Source organism: Parvularcula dongshanensis (genome assembly GCF_014199615.1).
GTDB classification, from domain to species: Bacteria; Pseudomonadota; Alphaproteobacteria; order Caulobacterales; family Parvularculaceae; genus Parvularcula; species Parvularcula dongshanensis.
In genome coordinates, this window is record NZ_JACHOB010000002.1 from 26,544 (window position 1) to 43,698 (window position 17,155).

Below are 17,155 nucleotides of genomic sequence, written 5' to 3' on the forward strand. Positions count from 1 at the left end.
CCCCCTTGCCCGGAGGTGAGGATGACCGCCCTACTCTACGCCGCCTTGAGTCTTGCCGCTCAGGCCGAGCCGACAGTCCTTCTAGCGGACGGCTTCGACGGCGGCCCCGGCGTCGACCGAGGCGTCTGGGAGACCGAGACGCACCGGCAGGGACGCGGCCAGTTCGGCGAGATGGGCGAGGTCGGCGAGGACGGCGTCCTGCGCCTGTCGGTCAGCGACGATGGCGAAGGCGGCTTCGCGCAGGAGCTGATCAAGACGAGAGAGGCCTACCTGCCCCGCCCCGGCCACACGCTCGTCTTCCAGGCGCGGCTGCGGATTCCGCATGCGCAGGAAGGCATCATCCACGCCTTCTGGATGTACGAGCAGAGCCGGCGCGACGGCGCGATGCGGTCCGACGAGATCGACTTCGAGTGGCTGACGACGCAGACGGCAGGCGCCAAGGACGATCCCGTCCTCGTGTCGAGCTACATCGATTGGAACGTGGACGAACGGAAGTACGAGACGCTTCGCGACCCGGTCTATGGCAGCCATGTCGGCGACAGCGTGAAGAGCGGCGCGGACACGGCGGACTGGCACATCTACACGCTGACCTGGCGACAGGGAGCGCTCGACACCTTCATCGAAGCGGAAGACGGCAGCCAGCGCCGCCTCGTCAGCTATAGGGGCGACCTCGTGCCCGACGGGGAGATGCACCTCTACCTGTCGAGCTGGGTGCCGCCTGTGGACTGGACCGAGGCGCATGACGAGGACTTCCAGCCTCGCGCAGAGGGCGAAGGGGTCCGGTCCTTCCCGATGGAGGTCGACTGGGTGCGGGTCGCGGAGCTGCCGGACTGATCCCCAAACGAAAGAGCCCGGCGCGGGGCCGGGCTCTTCGTTCGTGCATGGACGATCCGCTTACTGCGCGAGGGCGTCCTGCGGGTCGATCTTCACGCCCGGCCCCATGGTCGAGGAGAGAGCGATCTTCTTGATGTAGGTGCCCTTGGCGCCCGAGGGCTTGGCCTTGTTCACCGCGTCGACGAAGGCGCGCGCGTTCTGCGCGAGCTTCTCGGCGTCGAAGCTCGCCTTGCCGATGCCGGCGTGGATGATGCCGTTCTTCTCGACGCGGAACTGGACCGCGCCGCCCTTGGCGTCGGCGACGGCCTTGGCGACGTTCGGGGTGACGGTCCCGACCTTCGGGTTCGGCATCAGGCCGCGCGGGCCGAGCTGCTTACCGAGGCGGCCGACGAGCGGCATCATGTCGGGCGTCGCGATGACCCGGTCGAAGTCCATCTGGCCGTTCTGGACCTGCTCCATCAGGTCCTCGGCGCCGACGATGTCGGCCCCGGCCTGACGGGCTTCCTCGGCCTTGTCGTCCTTCGCGAAGACCGCGACTCTAACCGTGCGGCCCGTGCCGTTCGGCAGGCTGACGACGCCCCGGACCATCTGGTCCGCGTGGCGGGGATCGACGCCGAGGTTCATGGCGATCTCGATCGTCTCGTCGAACTTGGCCGAGGCGTTCTTCTTCACCGTGTCGACCGCGTCGGCGACCGGGTGCATCTCTTCGGGGTTGATGCCCTCACGAAGGCTGCGGATGCGTTTGCCGTGCTTCGCCATGATCTCAGCCCTCCACCGTGAGGCCCATCGCGCGGGCGGAGCCGGCGATGATCTTGGCGGCCTGGTCGATGTCGTTCGCGTTGAGGTCCGCCATCTTCATCTCAGCGATCTCGCGCAGCTGCTTCTGCGTGATCGAACCCGCGCTCTCGCGGCCCGGCGTCTTCGAGCCGGATTTGAGGTTCACGGCCTTCTTGATGAGGTACGTCGCGGGCGGCGTCTTCGTCTTGAAGGTGAACGACTTGTCCGAGAAGATCGTGATGATGGTGGGGATCGGCATCCCCTTCTCCATCTCCTGGGTCTGCGCGTTGAACGACTTGCAGAACTCCATGATGTTCAGACCGCGCTGGCCGAGGGCCGGGCCGATCGGCGGGGACGGCGTGGCCGCGCCCGCTGGCACCTGAAGCTTCAGGGAGCCGGTGACTTTCTTCGCCATGATGTTCCTTCCGGTTTGGAGGAGAGCGTGGTGCGGGTGGCGTCCCTCCCACGCGAGGATTGAGGCCGTTAGCGGCGGACGCCGCTAACGGCAAGTGTCGATGCGCCTCAGCCCTTCGACAGGCTCGCCACTTCGGCGGCGAAGTCGTCGGCTTCCTTCTCGATGCCTTCGCCGAGCTCGAAGCGGAGGTAGCCCGTCAGCTTCGCGCCGATCTTGCCGGCGACGTCGGCCACCTTGGTCTCGCCGTCGATGACGAAGATCTGCTCGAGGAGGACGCTCTCCTCGTAGAACTTGCGCAGGCGGCCCTCGACCATCTTCTCGATGATCTGCTCGGGCTTGCCGGACGCGCGCGCCTGGTCGGCGAGGACGGTCTTCTCGCGTTCGACGAGGGCGGGGTCGAGGCTCTCGATGTTCAGCGCCTGCGGACGGGCCGCCGCGACGTGCATCGCGATCTGCTTGCCGACCGACTGGAGCTCTTCGGCGTCGCCCGTGCCTTCGAGCGCGACGAGGACGCCGATCTTGCCGGCACGGTCCGCGATCGGGGTGTGGACGTAGGGCACGACGGCGCCCTGCCCGACTTCGAGCGTGGCGGCGCGGCGGACGGCCATGTTCTCGCCGATCGAGCCGACCATCTGGGCGACGTGCTCGTCCACGGTCTTGTCCGTGCCGGGATAGGTCGCGGCCTTCAGGCTCTCCGTGTCGCCGGCCTTGTCGGCGGCAAGGTCGGCGATCTCGCGGACCATCTTCTGGAAGGTCTCGTTGCGCGCGACGAAGTCCGTCTCGGCGTTGACCTCGACGAGGGCGCCCTTGTTCTCGCGGATGGCGTAGGCGACGAGGCCGTCGGCGGCCGTGCGCCCGGCCTTCTTCGCGGCCTTGGCGAGGCCCTTCTTGCGCAGCCAGTCGACGGCGGCTTCGACGTCGCCATCGGTCTCTTTGAGGGCGGCCTTGCAGTCCATCATGCCCGCGCCGGTCTTCTCGCGCAGGTCCTTCACCATGCTCGCGGTAATCGCAGCCATCGGTGCTCTCCTGATATGTTCAGTTAGTGAAAAAGGCCCGCGAGAGGTGAGTCCCGCGGGCCGCGTTACAAGGTCGGGCGATGCGTTGCCCGGCCGGCCTCAGCGGCTCGCTTCGGCGGCTTGCTCGTCGAGCTTCTCGGCGAGCTGTTCCTCGGCCGCGGCGTTCGCGACCATGCCTTCGGCGACGGGCTCTTCGGCCGCGTCGTCCGCGCCCAGAAGCGCGTCCTCGGGAAGCTCCTCGAGCTCGCCGAGGTCCTGACCCATGGCGACCGCGGAGGCGCCCAGGCCGTCGATGACCGCATCGGCGACGAGGTTGCAGTAGAGCGCGATGGCGCGGCTCGCGTCGTCATTGCCGGGCACGACGACGTCGACGCCGTCGGGCGAGCAGTTCGTGTCGACCACCGCGACGACCGGGATGCCGAGCTTCTTGGCTTCCTGGATCGCGATCGCTTCCTTCTTGACGTCGATCACGAACATCAGGTCCGGAAGGCCGCCCATGTCGCGGATGCCGCCGAGCGAGAGGTCGAGCTTCTCGCGCTCACGCGAGAGCTGGAGCTGCTCCTTCTTGGTCAGGCCGCGGCCTTCGCCTTCGAGCGTCTCCTCGAGGTCGCGCAGGCGGCGGATCGACTTCGACACGGTCTCCCAGTTGGTGAGCGTGCCGCCGAGCCAGCGGTTGTTCATGTAGTACTGCGCGCAGCGCGAAGCGGCCTCGGCCACGGGCTGTTGCGCCTGGCGCTTCGTGCCGACGAAGAGGATCCGGCCGCCGCCCGCGACGACGTCGCGGACCTTGACCAGCGCCTGGTGCAGCATCGGCACGGTCTGGGAAAGGTCGATGATGTGGACACCGGACCGCTCGCCGAAGATGTACGAACGCATCTTCGGGTTCCAGCGGTGCGTCTGGTGACCAAAGTGAACGCCAGCTTCCAGAAGCTGGCGCATGGAGAAATCAGGCACGCTCATGCGGCTTTATCCTTCGGTTGAACCGCCGCGGGAGAGGAAGCGGACCATCCGCCACCGAAGATATGAGCCCCCGCGTGGGAAGTGGGGAGGCAGGTAGCGCCCTGCCCCCGGGTTTTCAAGTCGTGCAGACGTTCGTTTCGGCTCAGTAGGCCGAGCCGCGCGAGCGGAGTTGGCCGTTCTCCCAGTAGGTGTCGCCGGTGCGGGGATCGACGGTGTAGTAGCGGCCCGCCACCTCGTCGTAATATTGGCGGTTCTGCGCGACGCCGCCATAGCCTTCGCGCTCCTGCGCGCGGTCCTGCGACTGTCCCCGGACGGCGCCCGCGACGCCGCCGACGGCCGCGCCGATCGCCGCGCCGCGGCCCGCGTCGCCATCACCGACATTGTTGCCGATGACCGCCCCGGCCGCCGCCCCGAGCGCCGCGCCCCCGGCGGCGTTCCGCTCGGTGTTGCCGGTGGAGGTACACGCGCCGAGGGAGAGAGCGGCGACGGAAAGAGCGAGAGTTGGAAGCGTCTTCATGGTGTTCCTCCTGTCAGGTTTGAAGCGTAACTAAGACGCCAAACACGGCAGGACAGAGAAGCGTGGGTAACGAAACGTCTCCTCACGCAGTGTTCAGCGTCAGTTGTCCTGCTCCTTCGCGACGGCGTCCGCCAGACGGCCCTTGGGTCCTTCGCCGTAGGAGACGCGAAGGCGGTCTCCAGTGCGCAGCTCGCCGAGGCCCGCGGCCCGTACCGTCTCGACGTGAACGAAGATGTCGGGCGTCCCGGGGCCTTCGCTGAGGAATCCGTAGCCCTTCACGCGGCTGAACCACTTCACCGTGGCGGAGCGGAAGGTTCCGACCGGCACGAAGCGTGCGGACTCCGCGCTCGCCGTCGAGGAGTCGACCTCCAGGATCCGCACGGCTTGCAGACCCTTCGTCCGCCGCACGGCCTCGCAGACGAGCGTGGCCCCTTCGCAAGCGGTCTCCAGCCCGTAGGATCGCAGCGCCTCGGCCCCGAAGAAGACGTCGCCCCCGCCGTCTTCGCTGACGGCGAAGCCGAAGCCGCGGGCAGGATCGAACCACTTCACCCGGCCCCGCAGCCGCTCAGCGTCCGTTGCGACCGCTTCGCCCGCCGACTTCGTCACGACCATGACCGTCACTCCCCAGATTCCGAACAAACGGTAACCTAACAAGGCAAGGTTGTCACGACATCCGTGCCTTCGCCCTGCAGTTGCCCAGCTCGTAACCCCTTCCCCCTTCGCAGGCCGCGCGAAGCACTCCTATATGGGTCAACCGACCGCCGGAGAGCCGCGAATGTCCGTGATCCCCCGCCTCTTCTCGGGCACGCCCTGCCCCTACGAAGTCCGTGAGAGCCGCAACCCGCAGACGGGCGCCATGACCTCGGTCCGCGTGCCGGAAGCCTGGAGCCAGGTCGCGACCGACGTCCTGGCGTCGAAGTACCTCCGCAAGGCCGGCGTGCCCTCCGCGACCGTGCGCGTTCCCGAGGACGGCGTGCCGGACTGGCTCGCGCCGTCCCGCGCCGCTGACGGGGCGGGCCTCGGGGCGGAGGACGACGCCGAGGCGGTGTTCGACCGCATGGCCGGGGCTTGGACCTATCACGGCTGGAAGCAGGGCCTGTTCGCCGGCGAGGACGAGGCGCGCGCCTTCCGCGACGAGGTGACCGCCATGCTCGCGCGCCAGGTGGCGGCGCCCAACTCACCGCAATGGTTCAACACCGGGCTCTCCTGGGCCTACGGCACGCAAGGCGAGCATCACGGCCATTTCCGCTACGACGAAGCGGCGGGCGGCGTCGTCGAGGTCGACGACGCCTACGCCTGGCCGCAGCCGCACGCCTGCTTCATCCAGTCGGTCGCGGACGACCTCGTGGGTCCCGGCGGCCTCTTCGATCTGTTCACGCGCGAAGCGCGGCTCTTCAAGTACGGCTCGGGGTCGGGGTCGAACTTCTCCGCGATCAGGGGCGAAGGCGAGCCGCTGTCAGGCGGGGGCATGTCGTCGGGGCTGCTCAGCTTCCTGAAGGTCGGCGACGCGGCCGCCGGTGCGATCAAGTCGGGCGGCGTCACCCGGCGCGCGGCGAAGATGGTGATCGTCGACGCGGACCATCCCGACGTCGAGGCCTTCATCGGCTGGAAGGCCAAGGAGGAACGCAAGGTCGCCGCCATCGTCGCGGGCAGCGCCGTCATCAAGCGGCACGTGCACGCCCTGTTCGACGCGGTGTCGGGCGACGCGAAGGACCGCTTCGAGCCGAAGAGGAACGAGACGCTGCGCAGGGTCCTGAAGGCCGCGAAGCGCGACGGCGTGCCGGACGGCGTCATGGCGCGCGCGATCGCCCTCGCGAGCCAAGGCGAGACCGCGATGCCGATGGAGGAGTACACGGTCGGCTGGGACGACGAGGCCTATCGCTCGGTCGCGGGTCAGAACGCCAACAACTCCGTGCGCGTTACGGACGCCTTCATGGACGCCGTCGCGGGCGGCGCGGCGTGGAACCTGACCCGCCGGACCGACGGCGGGGTGGTCAAGACCCTGCCCGCGAGCGATCTGTGGTCCAAGATCGGCGACGCCGCCTGGGCGTGCGCCGATCCGGGGCTGCAGTTCCACGACACGATCAACGCGTGGCACACCTGCCCCGCGGACGGCGAGATCGTCGGTTCCAATCCGTGCTCTGAGTACATGTTCCTCGACGATACGGCGTGCAACCTGGCGTCGATCAACCTCCTGAAGTTCCTGTCCGAGGACGGAACGTTCGACGAGGCGGGCTTCCGGCACGCCTGTCGGCTCTGGACCATGGTGCTCGAGATCTCGGTCGGCATGGCGAGCTACCCCTCGCGCGCGATCGCCGAGCGATCCTTCGCCTACCGGACGCTCGGCCTCGGCTTCGCCAATCTGGGCGGCCTTCTGATGTCGGCGGGCCTGCCTTACGATTCGGGCGAGGGCCGCGCGGCGGCAGGCGCGATCACCGCTTTGATGACGGCGACCGCCTACGAGACCTCGGCGGACATGGCCGAACGCCTGGGGGCCTTCGCCCGCTTCGAGGCGAACGAGGACGGCGTTCTTCGCGTGCTGCGCAACCACGCCGCCGCCGCCGGTGCGGGCGACTGGGACCGGCTGGACCGCCGGCCGGACGTGCTGGCGGTGGGCGAGGTGCCCTTCAAGGGGCTGGCGGTGGCCGCGCAGGACGCCTGGCGGCGCACCCTCCGCAAGGCCGAGGCGCACGGCGTCCGCAACGCGCAGGTCTCGGTGATCGCGCCGACGGGCACGATCGGCCTCGTCATGGACTGCGACACCACGGGCATCGAGCCCGACTTCGCGCTCGTGAAGTTCAAGTCGCTGGCGGGCGGGGGCATGTTCCGCATCATCAACGCGTCGGTTCCCCGCGCGCTGAAGACGCTCGGCTACTCGGACGCGGAGATCGCCGACATCCGCGCCTACGCGGTCGGACACGGCACGCTCGAGCACGCGCCGGGCATCAGCTTCGACGATCTGCGCGAGGAAGGCTTCGGCGAGGCGGAGATCGAGAAGCTGCGCGCCGCCCTCAAGGGCGCCTTCGACATCGCCTACGTCTTCACCCCGGAGGTGCTGGGCGAAGGGTTCCTGCGCAAGACGCTCGGCGGCACCTGGGAGCCAGGCCAGTCGGGCTACAGGACGCTTCGCGACCTCGGCTTCTCGGACGAGGACGTGCACGCGGCGAACCTCTACTGCTGCGGCACGATGACGACGGAGGGCGCGCCGCACCTCGCGCTCGAGCACTACGCCGTCTTCGACTGCGCGAGCCCGTGCGGCCGGATCGGCACGCGGGCGCTGTCCGTGGCGGCGCATGTCGAGATGATGGCGGCGTGCCAGCCCTTCGTGTCGGGCGCGATCTCGAAGACGGTGAACCTGCCGGCATCCGCGACGGTGGGCGACTGCCTGCGCACCTACAGGACGGCGCACGAACGCGGCCTGAAGGCGGTCGCCCTCTACCGCGACAGCTCGAAGCTGTCCCAGCCTCTGACCGCCGCCCTCCTCGCGTCGGACGATCTGGAAGCGGACGACCTCGTCGCGGCGCCCGCCGCCGAGCGCGCGCGGGTCTTCGCCGAGCGGGTCGTCGAGAAGGTCGTCGAGCGCGCGCCCGGGCGGCGGCGGATGCCCGACCGGCGCAAGGGCTACATCCAGAAGGCCATCGTCGGCGGCCACAAGGTGTACCTGCACACCGGCGAGTTCGAGGACGGCGAGCTCGGCGAGATCTTCGTCGACATGCACAAGGAAGGCGCGGCCTTCCGCTCGCTGATGAACAACTTCGCCATCGCGATATCCCTGGGCCTTCAGTACGGCGTGCCGCTCGAAGAGTTCGTCGACGCCTACCTCTTCACCCGCTTCGAGCCCGCAGGTCCCGTGCAGGGGAACGACCGGATCAAGAACGCGACCTCGATCCTCGACTACATCTTCCGGGAACTCGCCATCAGCTATATGGGCCGCTCCGACCTCGGCCACGTGCCCGAAGGCGACGGCGCCTTCGACATGGGCAAGGGCGTGCAGGCGGAGGGCGTCCAGGAAGAGGCGCAGCGCCTCATCTCCAAGGGCTTCTCGCGCAGCCAGGTGACGGACAACCTCGTGGTCCTGCGCGGGGGCGACTTCGACCGGATGCGCGAACGGCGCGGCGGCGACCGCGAGGAGGTGGCCGCCGAGCCGCAGAGCGAGAAGGACAAGGGCGGGCCGACGCCCAAGGGCATCCTCAGCGCCCCCCGCTCCGCCCGCGAGGAGGCGAAGGTGAAGGGCTATGAGGGCGACGCCTGCCCCGATTGCGGCCAGTTCACCCTCGTTCGCAACGGCACCTGCCTGCGGTGCGATTCCTGCGGCGCGAGTACGGGCTGCAGCTGACCTGCGGTCACCACCGGGTTAACGCGACCGCTCGCCTTTGCCTGCCTCGCGTACCGGTTCGTCAAGCGGGCCCTGCTATGCCGTAGGCATTCGGGGGGAAGAGCCGTGTTCCGTCTGTTCGGCTTGCTGATCACGGTACTGCTGGTCAGCTTTCAGTTCTGGTACTCCAACGCCTCCGCGCAGGAGCGCGAGCGGGTTCCCGGCTGGGTCAACGAACTCGCCAGCGACATCGCCTGGGGCATCTACGAGGTCAGCGACGGGGTGAACGACGCGTTCAGACCGGCCCTGAAGAGGGGCTGGGAGAAGGCGCTCACCATGCTCGACCTCATGGCCGAGAAGACGCCGCCGAGGCAGGGCCTCGTGGCGACCGACCTCGACCTGTCGGGCCAGGCCTTCGTCGCCCGGCGGCTCGACGAGGCGAGCTTCCAGAACTCCACGCTTCACGGCGCGGACTTCACCAAGACCTACCTCATCCGCTCGCTCTTCGACGGGGTGAAGGCGCACGAGGCGACCTTCGACGGCGCCGTCCTGGAGCGCGCCTCCATGCGGGCGGCGGACTTCACCGGCTCGACCTTCGACGGCGCCGACCTCTCGGGCGCGCTGCTCGACGGCAGCCACCTCACGGGCGCGGACCTCCGCGGCGCGATCGGCCTGACGCAGGTCCAACTGGACATGGCCTGCGGCGACGAGGCGACGCAGCTGCCCGACGGGCTGCACGTCGAGGCCTGCGGTCCGGTGCCGAAGAAGATCCGTTGACGCGCGCGCCGCAGAGGCGCATCCGCACCGGCCACGCGTGTTCGTACTTCCTTCGGGGCCTTCCATGGATACCGCCTTCTCCGCCTACGTGGCCGGACTCGTCACTCTTTTCATCATCATCGACCCCGTGCTCGTCGCGCCGCTCTTCGCCGCGCTGACGCATGGGGACAGCCGAGCCGAGCAGCGGAAGACGGCGATCCGCGCGGTCGCGATCGCGGGCGGCGTGCTCCTCGCCTTCGCGCTCTTCGGCGCGGTGGTGCTGCACCACATGGGCATCGACCTTGCGAGCTTCCGCGCGGCGGGCGGCCTCCTCCTCTTCCTCATCGGCTTCCGCATGTTCTTCGACCCGGACGAGCAGGCCGAGGCGAAGCGGCCGGGACCGAAGGCGTCGGCGCGCGACAACGTGGCGTTCTTCCCCCTCGCCCTGCCGATGCTGGCGGGCCCGGGGGCGATCGCGACCGTGATGCTCTTGATGAACCAGGACGTCGCGGACACCCGGCTGATGACGCAGCTCGGCACCATCGCGGCGCTGGCGACCGTGCTCCTCGTCTCCGTGCCGATCCTGATGTCGTCGGGCCGGATCGCGGGCGCGCTCGGGCGGACGGGGATGAACATGATCACCCGCCTGCTCGGCATGCTGCTGATGGCGCTCGCGGTGCAGTACGTGTTCGACGGCGTCCGCGAGGGGCTCCTCAACCGAGTGATGCCGGCCGAGGCGCGGGTCGTCGACCAGAGCGTCGGCGCCGGGGACTAGTCCGCGCCGAGGGCCCGCTTCACGGCGGCGATCAGCTCGCCTTCCGGCACGGTGACCTGGGCCGGTTGGCCCGAGCGCCACTCCTCGTTGCTCTCGACGGTCTCGGAGAGCTTGGCGCCGAGCTCGAGGTCCTTGACCGTGACTTCGCCTTGCGTGCGCTCGTCCTCGCCCTGAATGACGACGACCGGCGCTGCGCGCTTGTCGGCGTATTTGAGCTGCGCCCGCATTCCCGAGCCGCCGAGGTAGACCTCAGCCCGAATGCCTTCCGCCCGCAGCGCCGCGGCCATGCGGTGATAGGCCGGCATCCTATCCGCCTCGAGCGCGAGGACGACGACCGGTCCGCGCGCGGCCTGCGCCTCGCCCCGCGCGGCGAGCGCGGTGAGGAGGCGCGAGACGCCGATCGAGCAGCCCACGGCCGGGACCTCGACGCCCTTGAAGCGCTTGACGAGGTCGTCGTAGCGGCCGCCCGAGCCAACCGAGCCGAAGACGACGGTCTCGCCCTTCTCGTTCTGCACGGGGAAGGTCACCTCCGCCTCGAAGACGGGGCCGGTGTAGTAGTCGAGCCCGCGCACGACCGAGGGGTCGATGCGGACGCGGCTCGCATAGCCCATCGCCGCCAGGGTCTCCGCGATGGCGTCCAGTTCGTCCGCGCCCTCGGCGCCGACCGCACTGCCGCCCATCACACCGCGCATCTGGGCGATGGCCGCCGCGTCGTCGTCTGAGGCCGCCTCCATGAAGGCGAGGACGTGATCGGCCTGTCCGTCCGAGAGACCGGCACCTTGCGTGAAGTCGCCGCTCTCGTCCTTGCGGCCCTGGCCGAGGAGTAGGCGCACGCCTTCGGCGCCCAGGCGGTCGTACTTGTCCATCGCGCGCAGGACCGTGCCGCTGACGCCCTTGTCCTCGGGATCGAGGCCCACCGCTTCGAGGAGGCCGGACATGACCTTGCGCGAGGAGACGCGGATCTTGACGTCGCGGTCTTCGAGGCCCGCAGCGCGGATCGCGTCGGCGAACATCATGATCGCCTCGGCGTCGGCGTGGGGCGCGGGCGCGCCGACCGAATCGGCGTCGCACTGCGTGAACTCGCGGAAGCGGCCGGGTCCCGGCTTCTCGTTCCGCCAGACCGTGCCGACCTGATAGCGCCGGAAGGGCTTGGGCAGGGCGTCGTAGTTCTCGGCCACGTGCCGCGCGAGGGGCGCGGTCAGGTCGTAGCGGAGGCTCATCCACTGCTCGTCGTCGTCCTGCAGCGAGAAGACGCCCTCGTTCGGCCGGTCGACGTCGGGCAGGAACTTGCCCAGCGCGTCCGTGAACTCGAAGGCCGGGGTCTCGAGCGGCATGAAGCCGTAGGACGCATAGACGTCGCATATGCGCCGGAGCATCGCCTGCTCGGCGAGGATCTCCTCGCCGGAGCGGTCGCGGAAGCCGCGGGGGCGGCGGGGCTTGGGCCGGAACGTCTTCTTCTTCGCCATGGGGCGCGTGTGGCGCGGCTTCGCCGCCGTGACAAGCGCCCGGGCGCTTCCCTCGCCGAGCGGCGCACCCTACCTTGCCCTGAGGGCCGGGAGACGAGGATGGACGCGGGACGAAGAACGCTCGGCGCGGATGCGATGGTCGAGGACGTCTTCGGCCTCAACCTGCGCGGCCTGAAGACCATCCGCGACATGTTCGTGCGGCCAGCCCGGGTCTACGCCGCCGCGAGGACGCAGGATTGGGGCGGGCGATACACGCCGTCCATCCGCCTCCTCTTCTTCATCCTGACCGCCATGGCGTTCTTCCGCTTCGTCTGGGCGAACGAGGACGGCGCGTTCTTCAAGGAGTTCTCGGCGGGGTTCGCCAAGGGCGCCGGCGCCGCGACCGAGACCGAGATGGTCGACAACCTCAAGACCTTCCTCGCGTCCTACGCCGCGAGCCTGCCGCTCGCCTTCGTCATCCTGCACGGGCTGACGTCCATGGTCCTCCGCGTGTGGGGACACGGGACCGAAGCGGTGCTGCGTCTGAGGCTTCACCTCCTGACGCTGGTGCCGAGTTCGATCGTCAGCCTCCTGCTTCTTCTCGCCATCCCCCTCGTCGATCCGCGGTTCTCGGCGGCCTATGGGCTCTCGACCATCGGCGTCAGCTTCTTCTTCGACACCCTCACGGCGGGCCGGGGCGGCGTCGCGGGCAAGAGCGGCGCGGAGCGTTGGAGCCGAGCGGTCCTGTTCGGCGGCGTCGCTCTCTTCGTCTCGACGGCCGCGAGCGTGGCCGCCTTCCTGACCGGCATCCTCATCTCTGGCTTCCAGGAGGGCTTCGCCGCCCCGCAGTGACGATCGCCGCGCTGAGTTGTTCTCGGGCCGAGGAGGCCTGAGATGGAAGAAGCCAAGACAGCGATCGTGACGGGTGCGGCCCACGGCATCGGGCTGGCCTGCGCCAGACGGCTCGCCCAGGACGGCTACCGGGTCGTCATGGCCGACGAGAACGGCGAGGCGCTTCGGGGCGTCGCCGACGGGATCGGCGGGCTGGCGGTGGAAGCCGACGTCTCCTCCGAGCAGGACGTCGCGCGCCTCGTGGAACGCGCCGCCGAGGCCGGTCCTCTCGGCTTGATCGTCTCGAACGCCGGGGTGTCGCGCTTCGGCAGCCTGAAGGACACCTCCCTCGATCAGTGGAACCGGATCTTGTCGGTGAACCTCACCGCCGCCTTCCTCCTCGCCAAGCACGCCGAGGACGCGCTTCGGGCGGCGAAGGGGGCCATGGTGCTGATCGCATCGAGCCGGGCGCACATGTCGGAACCGGACACGCATGCGTACTCGGCGACCAAGGGCGGTCTCGTCGCGCTGACCCACTCCCTCGCCGTCAGCCTCGGTCCCGACGTGCGCGTGAACTGCGTCTCGCCGGGGTGGATCAACGTCTCGGGCGAAGACCTCTCGGAAGAAGATCACGCGCAACACCCGGCCGGGCGGGTCGGGCGGCCCGAGGACGTGGCGGACGCCGTCGCCTACCTTTCCAGCGCGGGCTTCGCGACCGGAGCGGAGCTGATCCTCGACGGCGGCATGACGCGGAAGATGATCTACGCCTGACGGCCGGCCGCCGCGAGGCGGGAATCCTTCCCCTACTGCGCAAGCGCGGCGGCTCCTGCAATCGTGAGCGCGAGGAGCCACGCGCGCTGATCTTCGCAAGTGCGAGAATACCGTCCTTGTGGTAACCATACCCGAGGTTACGGCGTATGCCGACCATGTTGCCTCAATTGCGCCAGAGGGATGCCATGAAGCAGTCCATGAAGTCCGTAGCGGCGGTATTAGCCGCCCTCGGGACCTTGAGTGCGGGCGCGATCGCGAACGCCGCGATCGAACTCGTCAGTGCCACGAACGTGGTCACGCCCGACTCCCCGGTCCGGTTCGAGAACAACGACGTCAACGATGGCGGTGCGCTCGTCCCGGCAAACAACACGATCGACATCGTCGCCGGCGCGATGGTCGATACCTTCCTCCTCAGCTTCGACGTCGACGAGTCCATGCCGACCCCCGAAGGCGTCGGGATCTACGACTTCGTGCTGACCGTCATGGGGGACATGGGGACGACCGGGACCTTCACGATCACGGCCGACGAGGCGGGCAATGGCGATCAGATCCTCAGCTTCGCCAGCCTGGGCGTAATGCCGAACGAGACGCTGACCTTCATGTTCAGCGGCACCGGCTTCTCCCGCGGCAACCCGTTCACGCCGCAGTACACCGTGATCGTCGACGGCGTCGACGGCGTCGTGCCGATCCCGGCCGCAGGCTTCCTCTTCGCCGGCGCGCTGGGGGCGGGCGGCCTTCTGCGCCGGAAGAAGAAGGCCTGACAAGGCTTCCGATTGGTGGTTAGGGACGGGCGCGCCGACGAGGCGCGCCCTTCTTTCTGTCCGCCGGTCCTCGCCGGCCTGCCCTGGAGGTCCGATCCGTGATCCCCCGCTACGCCCGCCCCGAGATGACCGCGATCTGGGACCAGCAGACCAAGTACCGCATCTGGTTCGAGATCGAGGCCCATGCCGCCGACGCCATGGCACGCCTCGGCATCGTGCCCAAGGAAGCGGCGGAGACGATCTGGGCGAAGGGCAAGGACGCCGAGTTCGACGTCGCGCGGATCGACGAGATCGAGGCGGAGACGAAGCACGACGTCATCGCCTTCCTCACCCACCTCGCCGAGATCGTGGGGCCCGAGGCGCGCTTCGTCCACCAGGGCCTGACGAGTTCGGACGTGCTCGATACGACGCTAGCCGTACAGCTCTCCCGCGCGACGGACATCCTGATCGGCGGCGTCGACCGCGTGCTGGCGGCGCTCAAGGCCCGCGCGTTCGAGCACAAGACGACGCCGACGGTCGGCCGCAGCCACGGCATCCACGCCGAACCCATGACCTTCGGCCTGAAGCTGGCGGGCTACTACGCGGAGTTCGACCGCGCCAAGCGCCGCTTGCTCGCCGCCAAGGATGAGATCGCCACCTGCGCGCTGTCGGGCGCGGTCGGCACCTTCGCCAACGTCGACCCTTCGGTCGAAGCCTATGTGGCGGAGAAGATGGGCCTCCAGCCGGAGCCGGTTTCCACCCAAGTGATCCCGCGCGACCGACACGCCGCCTACTTCGCGGCCCTCGGCGTCGTCGCCTCCTCCGTCGAGCGCCTCGCCGTCGAGGTCCGTCACCTTCAGCGCACGGAAGTGCGGGAGGCGCAGGAGTTCTTCGGCAAGGGGCAGAAGGGGTCCTCGGCCATGCCCCACAAGCGCAATCCGATCCTGACCGAGAACCTGACCGGCCTCGCCCGCCTCGTCCGGATGGCCGTGGTTCCGGCGATGGAAAACGTCGCGCTCTGGCACGAGCGGGACATCTCGCACTCCTCCGTCGAGCGCGGCATCGGGCCGGACAGCACCATCCATCTCGACTTCGCGCTTCACCGCCTCGCGGGCGTGGTCGAGAAGCTGGTCGTCTACCCCGAGCGGATGCAGGCGAACCTCGACGCGCTCGGCGGCCTCGTCTTCTCTCAGCGCGTCCTCCTCGCTCTCACCCAAGCCGGCGCGAGCCGCGAGGACGGCTATCGCCTCGTCCAGCGCAACGCGATGAAGGTTTGGGACGAAGGGGCGAGCTTCTTGAGTGCTCTTTGTTCTGACGACGAGGTGACGGCGCTGCTTCCGCCTTCGGAGATCGAGCCTCTGTTCGATCTTTCCTATCACACGAAGCACGTCGACACGGTGTTCGAGCGGGTGTTCGGAGCGGCGTAAGGGCGGCGCCGTCCGGCGAACCCCTTCTTCTCGCTCGCGCTTTCCGTCCCGTTCGGCAGCTGCAGCCGTCTTCGTACCGAAGAAAGGCTTCGGTGGTCCGAACGGACGGCAACTCCGTACAGGAATGGTCCCTTGACTGCGGCGCCTGGTCGCACTATGGCGCCCGCTCTTGGGAGAGAGGGACCATGGCCGAGACTCACGTCTGGCCGCGCAAGACGCGCGAGCTGCAGAACCATCATATGGACTCGACGATCTGGAACCGCTTCGCGTTCCGGCCGGACGACGTCATCGTCGCGACCTACGCGAAGTCCGGCACGACCTGGACACAGCAGATCGTCGGGCAGGTCCTGTTCAGGGGCGATCCGGACATCTGCGTGCCCGAGCTGTCGCCCTGGGTCGACATGCGCCTCCCGCTCGAAGCGGAGAAGATGGCGTTGCTCGGGGCGCAGGCGCACCGGCGGTTCTTGAAGACCTACCTACCGCTCGACGCCTTCGTCTTCCGCCCGGAACTCAAGCACATCTACATCGCACGCGACGGCCGGGACGTCGCGTGGAGCCTTCATAATCATTGCACCAACTTCCGGCCGGAGTTCTACGGCATCATCAACGGCTTGCCGGATCGGGTCGGGCCGGCCTTCGAGCCCGTGGAAGACGACGTCCACGACTTCTACCGGCACTGGTTCGAGAACGATGGCGGTCAGTTCTGGTCGCTATGGGAGAACGTGCGAAGCTGGTGGAGCGTGCGGGACTATCCAAACGTCCTCATGCTGCACTTCAACGATCTGAAGCGCGACCTGCCCGGCGCCGTCGAGCGGATCGCCGCCTTCCTGGAGGTCGAGCTGACCGGCGAAGAGCGCGCGCGGGTGATCGAGCACTCGACCTTCAAGTGGATGAAAACGAACGCCGAGAAGGTCGTGCCCCTCGGCGGGTCGGTCTGGGAAGGCGGCGCGAGCACCTTCATCAACAAGGGGACGAACGGCCGCTGGCAGACGACGCTGACGGCCGAAGAGGTCGCCGCCTACGACGCCAAGGCCCTAGCCGAACTCGGGCCGGAATGCGCGCGCTGGCTCGCCGAGGGCGATGTGACCGGCGCCGGTTCCCTTTCCAGCGCGGCCTGATCGGCCGTCCCGGCAGGGGGGGACTGTCAGCCGCTCAGCGCGGCTTGCGGTCCGAGCCCTGACGCGCGGCCTGCACCAGCTTGCCCGCACCGTAAGCGAGGAGTGCGGCTCGGCCGATCGGGTGGCGCTTGATCAGCTGGCGGGCCGCCAGGGCGGCGAGCCCGGTGACGGCGGCCGGGATGGCGCGGTCGTTGTCTCTCATGGTCGTCCTCATCGTCTGGGCAGGAGGCCGCCGAGTTGACGGCGCCTGGCTCTTCGGACCTCCTGCACGCGCTGGCCCGACTCGATGACGGCGAGCCCGGCCTGTATCAGGGGCAGCGCGATCAGGAGGCGGCTGGTCGGGTAGCGCCGCGAGATGCCGAACACGACGAGGCCGAGCAGGCCTTCGAGGGCGGCGGTCTTGGCGCCAGGTTTCTTGAGCATCGTTCCTCCTCGTCTCACGGCACCAACACGCGAGC

The 17,155-nt window shown here is 68.7% G+C and carries 18 protein-coding genes; 9 read left to right on the forward strand and 9 right to left on the reverse strand.

Translation table 11 applies throughout. The features are described from left to right. The first annotated feature begins 21 nt into the window (after positions 1–21). Entirely contained in the window at positions 22–834 is an 813-nt protein-coding gene (locus GGQ59_RS05785) for a glycoside hydrolase family 16 protein (RefSeq protein WP_183816828.1), read from the forward strand. A gap of 60 nt (positions 835–894) precedes the next feature. Here the strand turns inward: GGQ59_RS05785 and rplA are convergent, their stop codons facing one another. From rplA to GGQ59_RS05815, 6 genes are all read right to left on the reverse strand, one after another. After that, positions 895–1,593 carry a 50S ribosomal protein L1 gene (gene rplA, locus GGQ59_RS05790; protein WP_183816830.1) on the reverse strand — a complete coding sequence of 233 codons (699 nt, stop codon included), beginning with the start codon at positions 1,591–1,593 and terminating at the stop codon, positions 895–897. Between the two features lie 4 nt (positions 1,594–1,597). Beyond that, the gene (gene rplK / locus GGQ59_RS05795; protein WP_183816831.1) at positions 1,598–2,026 is read right to left on the reverse strand and encodes a 50S ribosomal protein L11; all 429 of its coding nucleotides are present in this window, start codon (positions 2,024–2,026) and stop codon (positions 1,598–1,600) included. 107 nt (positions 2,027–2,133) lie between these two features. Next, the gene (gene tsf / locus GGQ59_RS05800; RefSeq protein ID WP_183816832.1) at positions 2,134–3,042 is read right to left on the reverse strand and encodes a translation elongation factor Ts; all 909 of its coding nucleotides are present in this window, start codon (positions 3,040–3,042) and stop codon (positions 2,134–2,136) included. A 99-nt stretch (positions 3,043–3,141) separates the two neighbouring features. After that, a complete protein-coding gene (rpsB, locus tag GGQ59_RS05805) occupies positions 3,142–4,002 on the reverse strand; it encodes a 30S ribosomal protein S2 (protein WP_183816833.1) in 861 nt (286 codons plus the stop codon). Positions 4,003–4,144: 142 nt separating this feature from the next. After that, on the reverse strand, positions 4,145–4,519 hold the full coding sequence (locus GGQ59_RS05810; protein ID WP_183816834.1) for a YMGG-like glycine zipper-containing protein: 375 nt from the start codon (positions 4,517–4,519) through the stop codon (positions 4,145–4,147). A gap of 99 nt (positions 4,520–4,618) precedes the next feature. Next, on the reverse strand, positions 4,619–5,131 hold the full coding sequence (locus GGQ59_RS05815) for a cold-shock protein (protein WP_183816835.1): 513 nt from the start codon (positions 5,129–5,131) through the stop codon (positions 4,619–4,621). Between the two features lie 163 nt (positions 5,132–5,294). Between GGQ59_RS05815 and GGQ59_RS05820 the strand changes: the two genes are divergently transcribed. From GGQ59_RS05820 to GGQ59_RS05830, 3 genes are all read left to right on the forward strand, one after another. Beyond that, positions 5,295–8,855: an adenosylcobalamin-dependent ribonucleoside-diphosphate reductase gene (locus tag GGQ59_RS05820; RefSeq protein WP_183816837.1), complete on the forward strand. Its 3,561-nt coding sequence runs from the start codon at positions 5,295–5,297 to the stop codon at positions 8,853–8,855. Between the two features lie 105 nt (positions 8,856–8,960). Next, a complete protein-coding gene (locus tag GGQ59_RS05825) occupies positions 8,961–9,611 on the forward strand; it encodes a pentapeptide repeat-containing protein (protein WP_183816839.1) in 651 nt (216 codons plus the stop codon). A gap of 64 nt (positions 9,612–9,675) precedes the next feature. After that, positions 9,676–10,365 (forward strand): MarC family protein, encoded by a 690-nt coding sequence (locus tag GGQ59_RS05830; protein ID WP_183816841.1) that lies wholly within the window; start codon positions 9,676–9,678, stop codon positions 10,363–10,365. Here GGQ59_RS05830 and hisS read toward each other — a convergent pair. Further along, positions 10,362–11,831, reverse strand: a complete 1,470-nt coding sequence (gene hisS, locus GGQ59_RS05835; RefSeq protein WP_183816843.1) for a histidine--tRNA ligase — start codon at positions 11,829–11,831, stop codon at positions 10,362–10,364. The genes GGQ59_RS05830 and hisS overlap by 4 nt on opposite strands. 99 nt (positions 11,832–11,930) lie before the next feature. Here hisS and GGQ59_RS05840 point away from each other — a divergent pair, with 99 nt between their 5' ends. The 5 genes from GGQ59_RS05840 (at position 11,931) to GGQ59_RS05860 (ending at position 16,697) form a co-directional block, all read left to right on the forward strand. Then, positions 11,931–12,662, forward strand: coding sequence for a hypothetical protein (locus GGQ59_RS05840; protein WP_183816845.1), 732 nt, complete (start codon positions 11,931–11,933; stop codon positions 12,660–12,662). 42 nt (positions 12,663–12,704) lie between these two features. Further along, the gene (locus GGQ59_RS05845; protein ID WP_183816847.1) at positions 12,705–13,412 is read left to right on the forward strand and encodes an SDR family oxidoreductase; all 708 of its coding nucleotides are present in this window, start codon (positions 12,705–12,707) and stop codon (positions 13,410–13,412) included. Between the two features lie 185 nt (positions 13,413–13,597). Continuing rightward, on the forward strand, positions 13,598–14,173 hold the full coding sequence (locus GGQ59_RS05850) for a hypothetical protein (protein WP_183816849.1): 576 nt from the start codon (positions 13,598–13,600) through the stop codon (positions 14,171–14,173). A gap of 98 nt (positions 14,174–14,271) precedes the next feature. After that, positions 14,272–15,579 (forward strand): adenylosuccinate lyase, encoded by a 1,308-nt coding sequence (purB, locus tag GGQ59_RS05855; protein WP_183816851.1) that lies wholly within the window; start codon positions 14,272–14,274, stop codon positions 15,577–15,579. A gap of 185 nt (positions 15,580–15,764) precedes the next feature. Further along, on the forward strand, positions 15,765–16,697 hold the full coding sequence (locus tag GGQ59_RS05860; RefSeq protein WP_183816853.1) for a sulfotransferase domain-containing protein: 933 nt from the start codon (positions 15,765–15,767) through the stop codon (positions 16,695–16,697). Positions 16,698–16,731: 34 nt separating this feature from the next. Here the strand turns inward: GGQ59_RS05860 and GGQ59_RS05865 are convergent, their stop codons facing one another. Both GGQ59_RS05865 and GGQ59_RS05870 read right to left on the reverse strand, forming a co-directional pair. After that, positions 16,732–16,899 carry a hypothetical protein gene (locus GGQ59_RS05865; protein WP_183816854.1) on the reverse strand — a complete coding sequence of 56 codons (168 nt, stop codon included), beginning with the start codon at positions 16,897–16,899 and terminating at the stop codon, positions 16,732–16,734. Between the two features lie 8 nt (positions 16,900–16,907). Then, the gene (locus GGQ59_RS05870; RefSeq protein ID WP_183816856.1) at positions 16,908–17,120 is read right to left on the reverse strand and encodes a hypothetical protein; all 213 of its coding nucleotides are present in this window, start codon (positions 17,118–17,120) and stop codon (positions 16,908–16,910) included. Positions 17,121–17,155: the final 35 nt, after the last annotated feature.

What these genes read in the sequence shown, in the direction of transcription:
- GGQ59_RS05850 (WP_183816849.1), top strand. Translation starts at nt 13,598, where the DNA reads ATGAAGCAGTCCATGAAGTCCGTAGCGGCGGTATTAGCCGCCCTCGGG.
- GGQ59_RS05870 (WP_183816856.1), bottom strand. Translation starts at nt 17,120, where the DNA reads ATGCTCAAGAAACCTGGCGCCAAGACCGCCGCCCTCGAAGGCCTGCTC.
- GGQ59_RS05810 (WP_183816834.1), bottom strand. Translation starts at nt 4,519, where the DNA reads ATGAAGACGCTTCCAACTCTCGCTCTTTCCGTCGCCGCTCTCTCCCTC.
- hisS (WP_183816843.1), bottom strand. Translation starts at nt 11,831, where the DNA reads ATGGCGAAGAAGAAGACGTTCCGGCCCAAGCCCCGCCGCCCCCGCGGC.
- GGQ59_RS05815 (WP_183816835.1), bottom strand. Translation starts at nt 5,131, where the DNA reads ATGGTCGTGACGAAGTCGGCGGGCGAAGCGGTCGCAACGGACGCTGAG.
- GGQ59_RS05845 (WP_183816847.1), top strand. Translation starts at nt 12,705, where the DNA reads ATGGAAGAAGCCAAGACAGCGATCGTGACGGGTGCGGCCCACGGCATC.
- GGQ59_RS05830 (WP_183816841.1), top strand. Translation starts at nt 9,676, where the DNA reads ATGGATACCGCCTTCTCCGCCTACGTGGCCGGACTCGTCACTCTTTTC.
- GGQ59_RS05840 (WP_183816845.1), top strand. Translation starts at nt 11,931, where the DNA reads ATGGACGCGGGACGAAGAACGCTCGGCGCGGATGCGATGGTCGAGGAC.
- tsf (WP_183816832.1), bottom strand. Translation starts at nt 3,042, where the DNA reads ATGGCTGCGATTACCGCGAGCATGGTGAAGGACCTGCGCGAGAAGACC.
- GGQ59_RS05860 (WP_183816853.1), top strand. Translation starts at nt 15,765, where the DNA reads ATGGCCGAGACTCACGTCTGGCCGCGCAAGACGCGCGAGCTGCAGAAC.
- rplA (WP_183816830.1), bottom strand. Translation starts at nt 1,593, where the DNA reads ATGGCGAAGCACGGCAAACGCATCCGCAGCCTTCGTGAGGGCATCAAC.
- rpsB (WP_183816833.1), bottom strand. Translation starts at nt 4,002, where the DNA reads ATGAGCGTGCCTGATTTCTCCATGCGCCAGCTTCTGGAAGCTGGCGTT.
- GGQ59_RS05865 (WP_183816854.1), bottom strand. Translation starts at nt 16,899, where the DNA reads ATGAGAGACAACGACCGCGCCATCCCGGCCGCCGTCACCGGGCTCGCC.
- GGQ59_RS05785 (WP_183816828.1), top strand. Translation starts at nt 22, where the DNA reads ATGACCGCCCTACTCTACGCCGCCTTGAGTCTTGCCGCTCAGGCCGAG.
- rplK (WP_183816831.1), bottom strand. Translation starts at nt 2,026, where the DNA reads ATGGCGAAGAAAGTCACCGGCTCCCTGAAGCTTCAGGTGCCAGCGGGC.
- GGQ59_RS05820 (WP_183816837.1), top strand. Translation starts at nt 5,295, where the DNA reads ATGTCCGTGATCCCCCGCCTCTTCTCGGGCACGCCCTGCCCCTACGAA.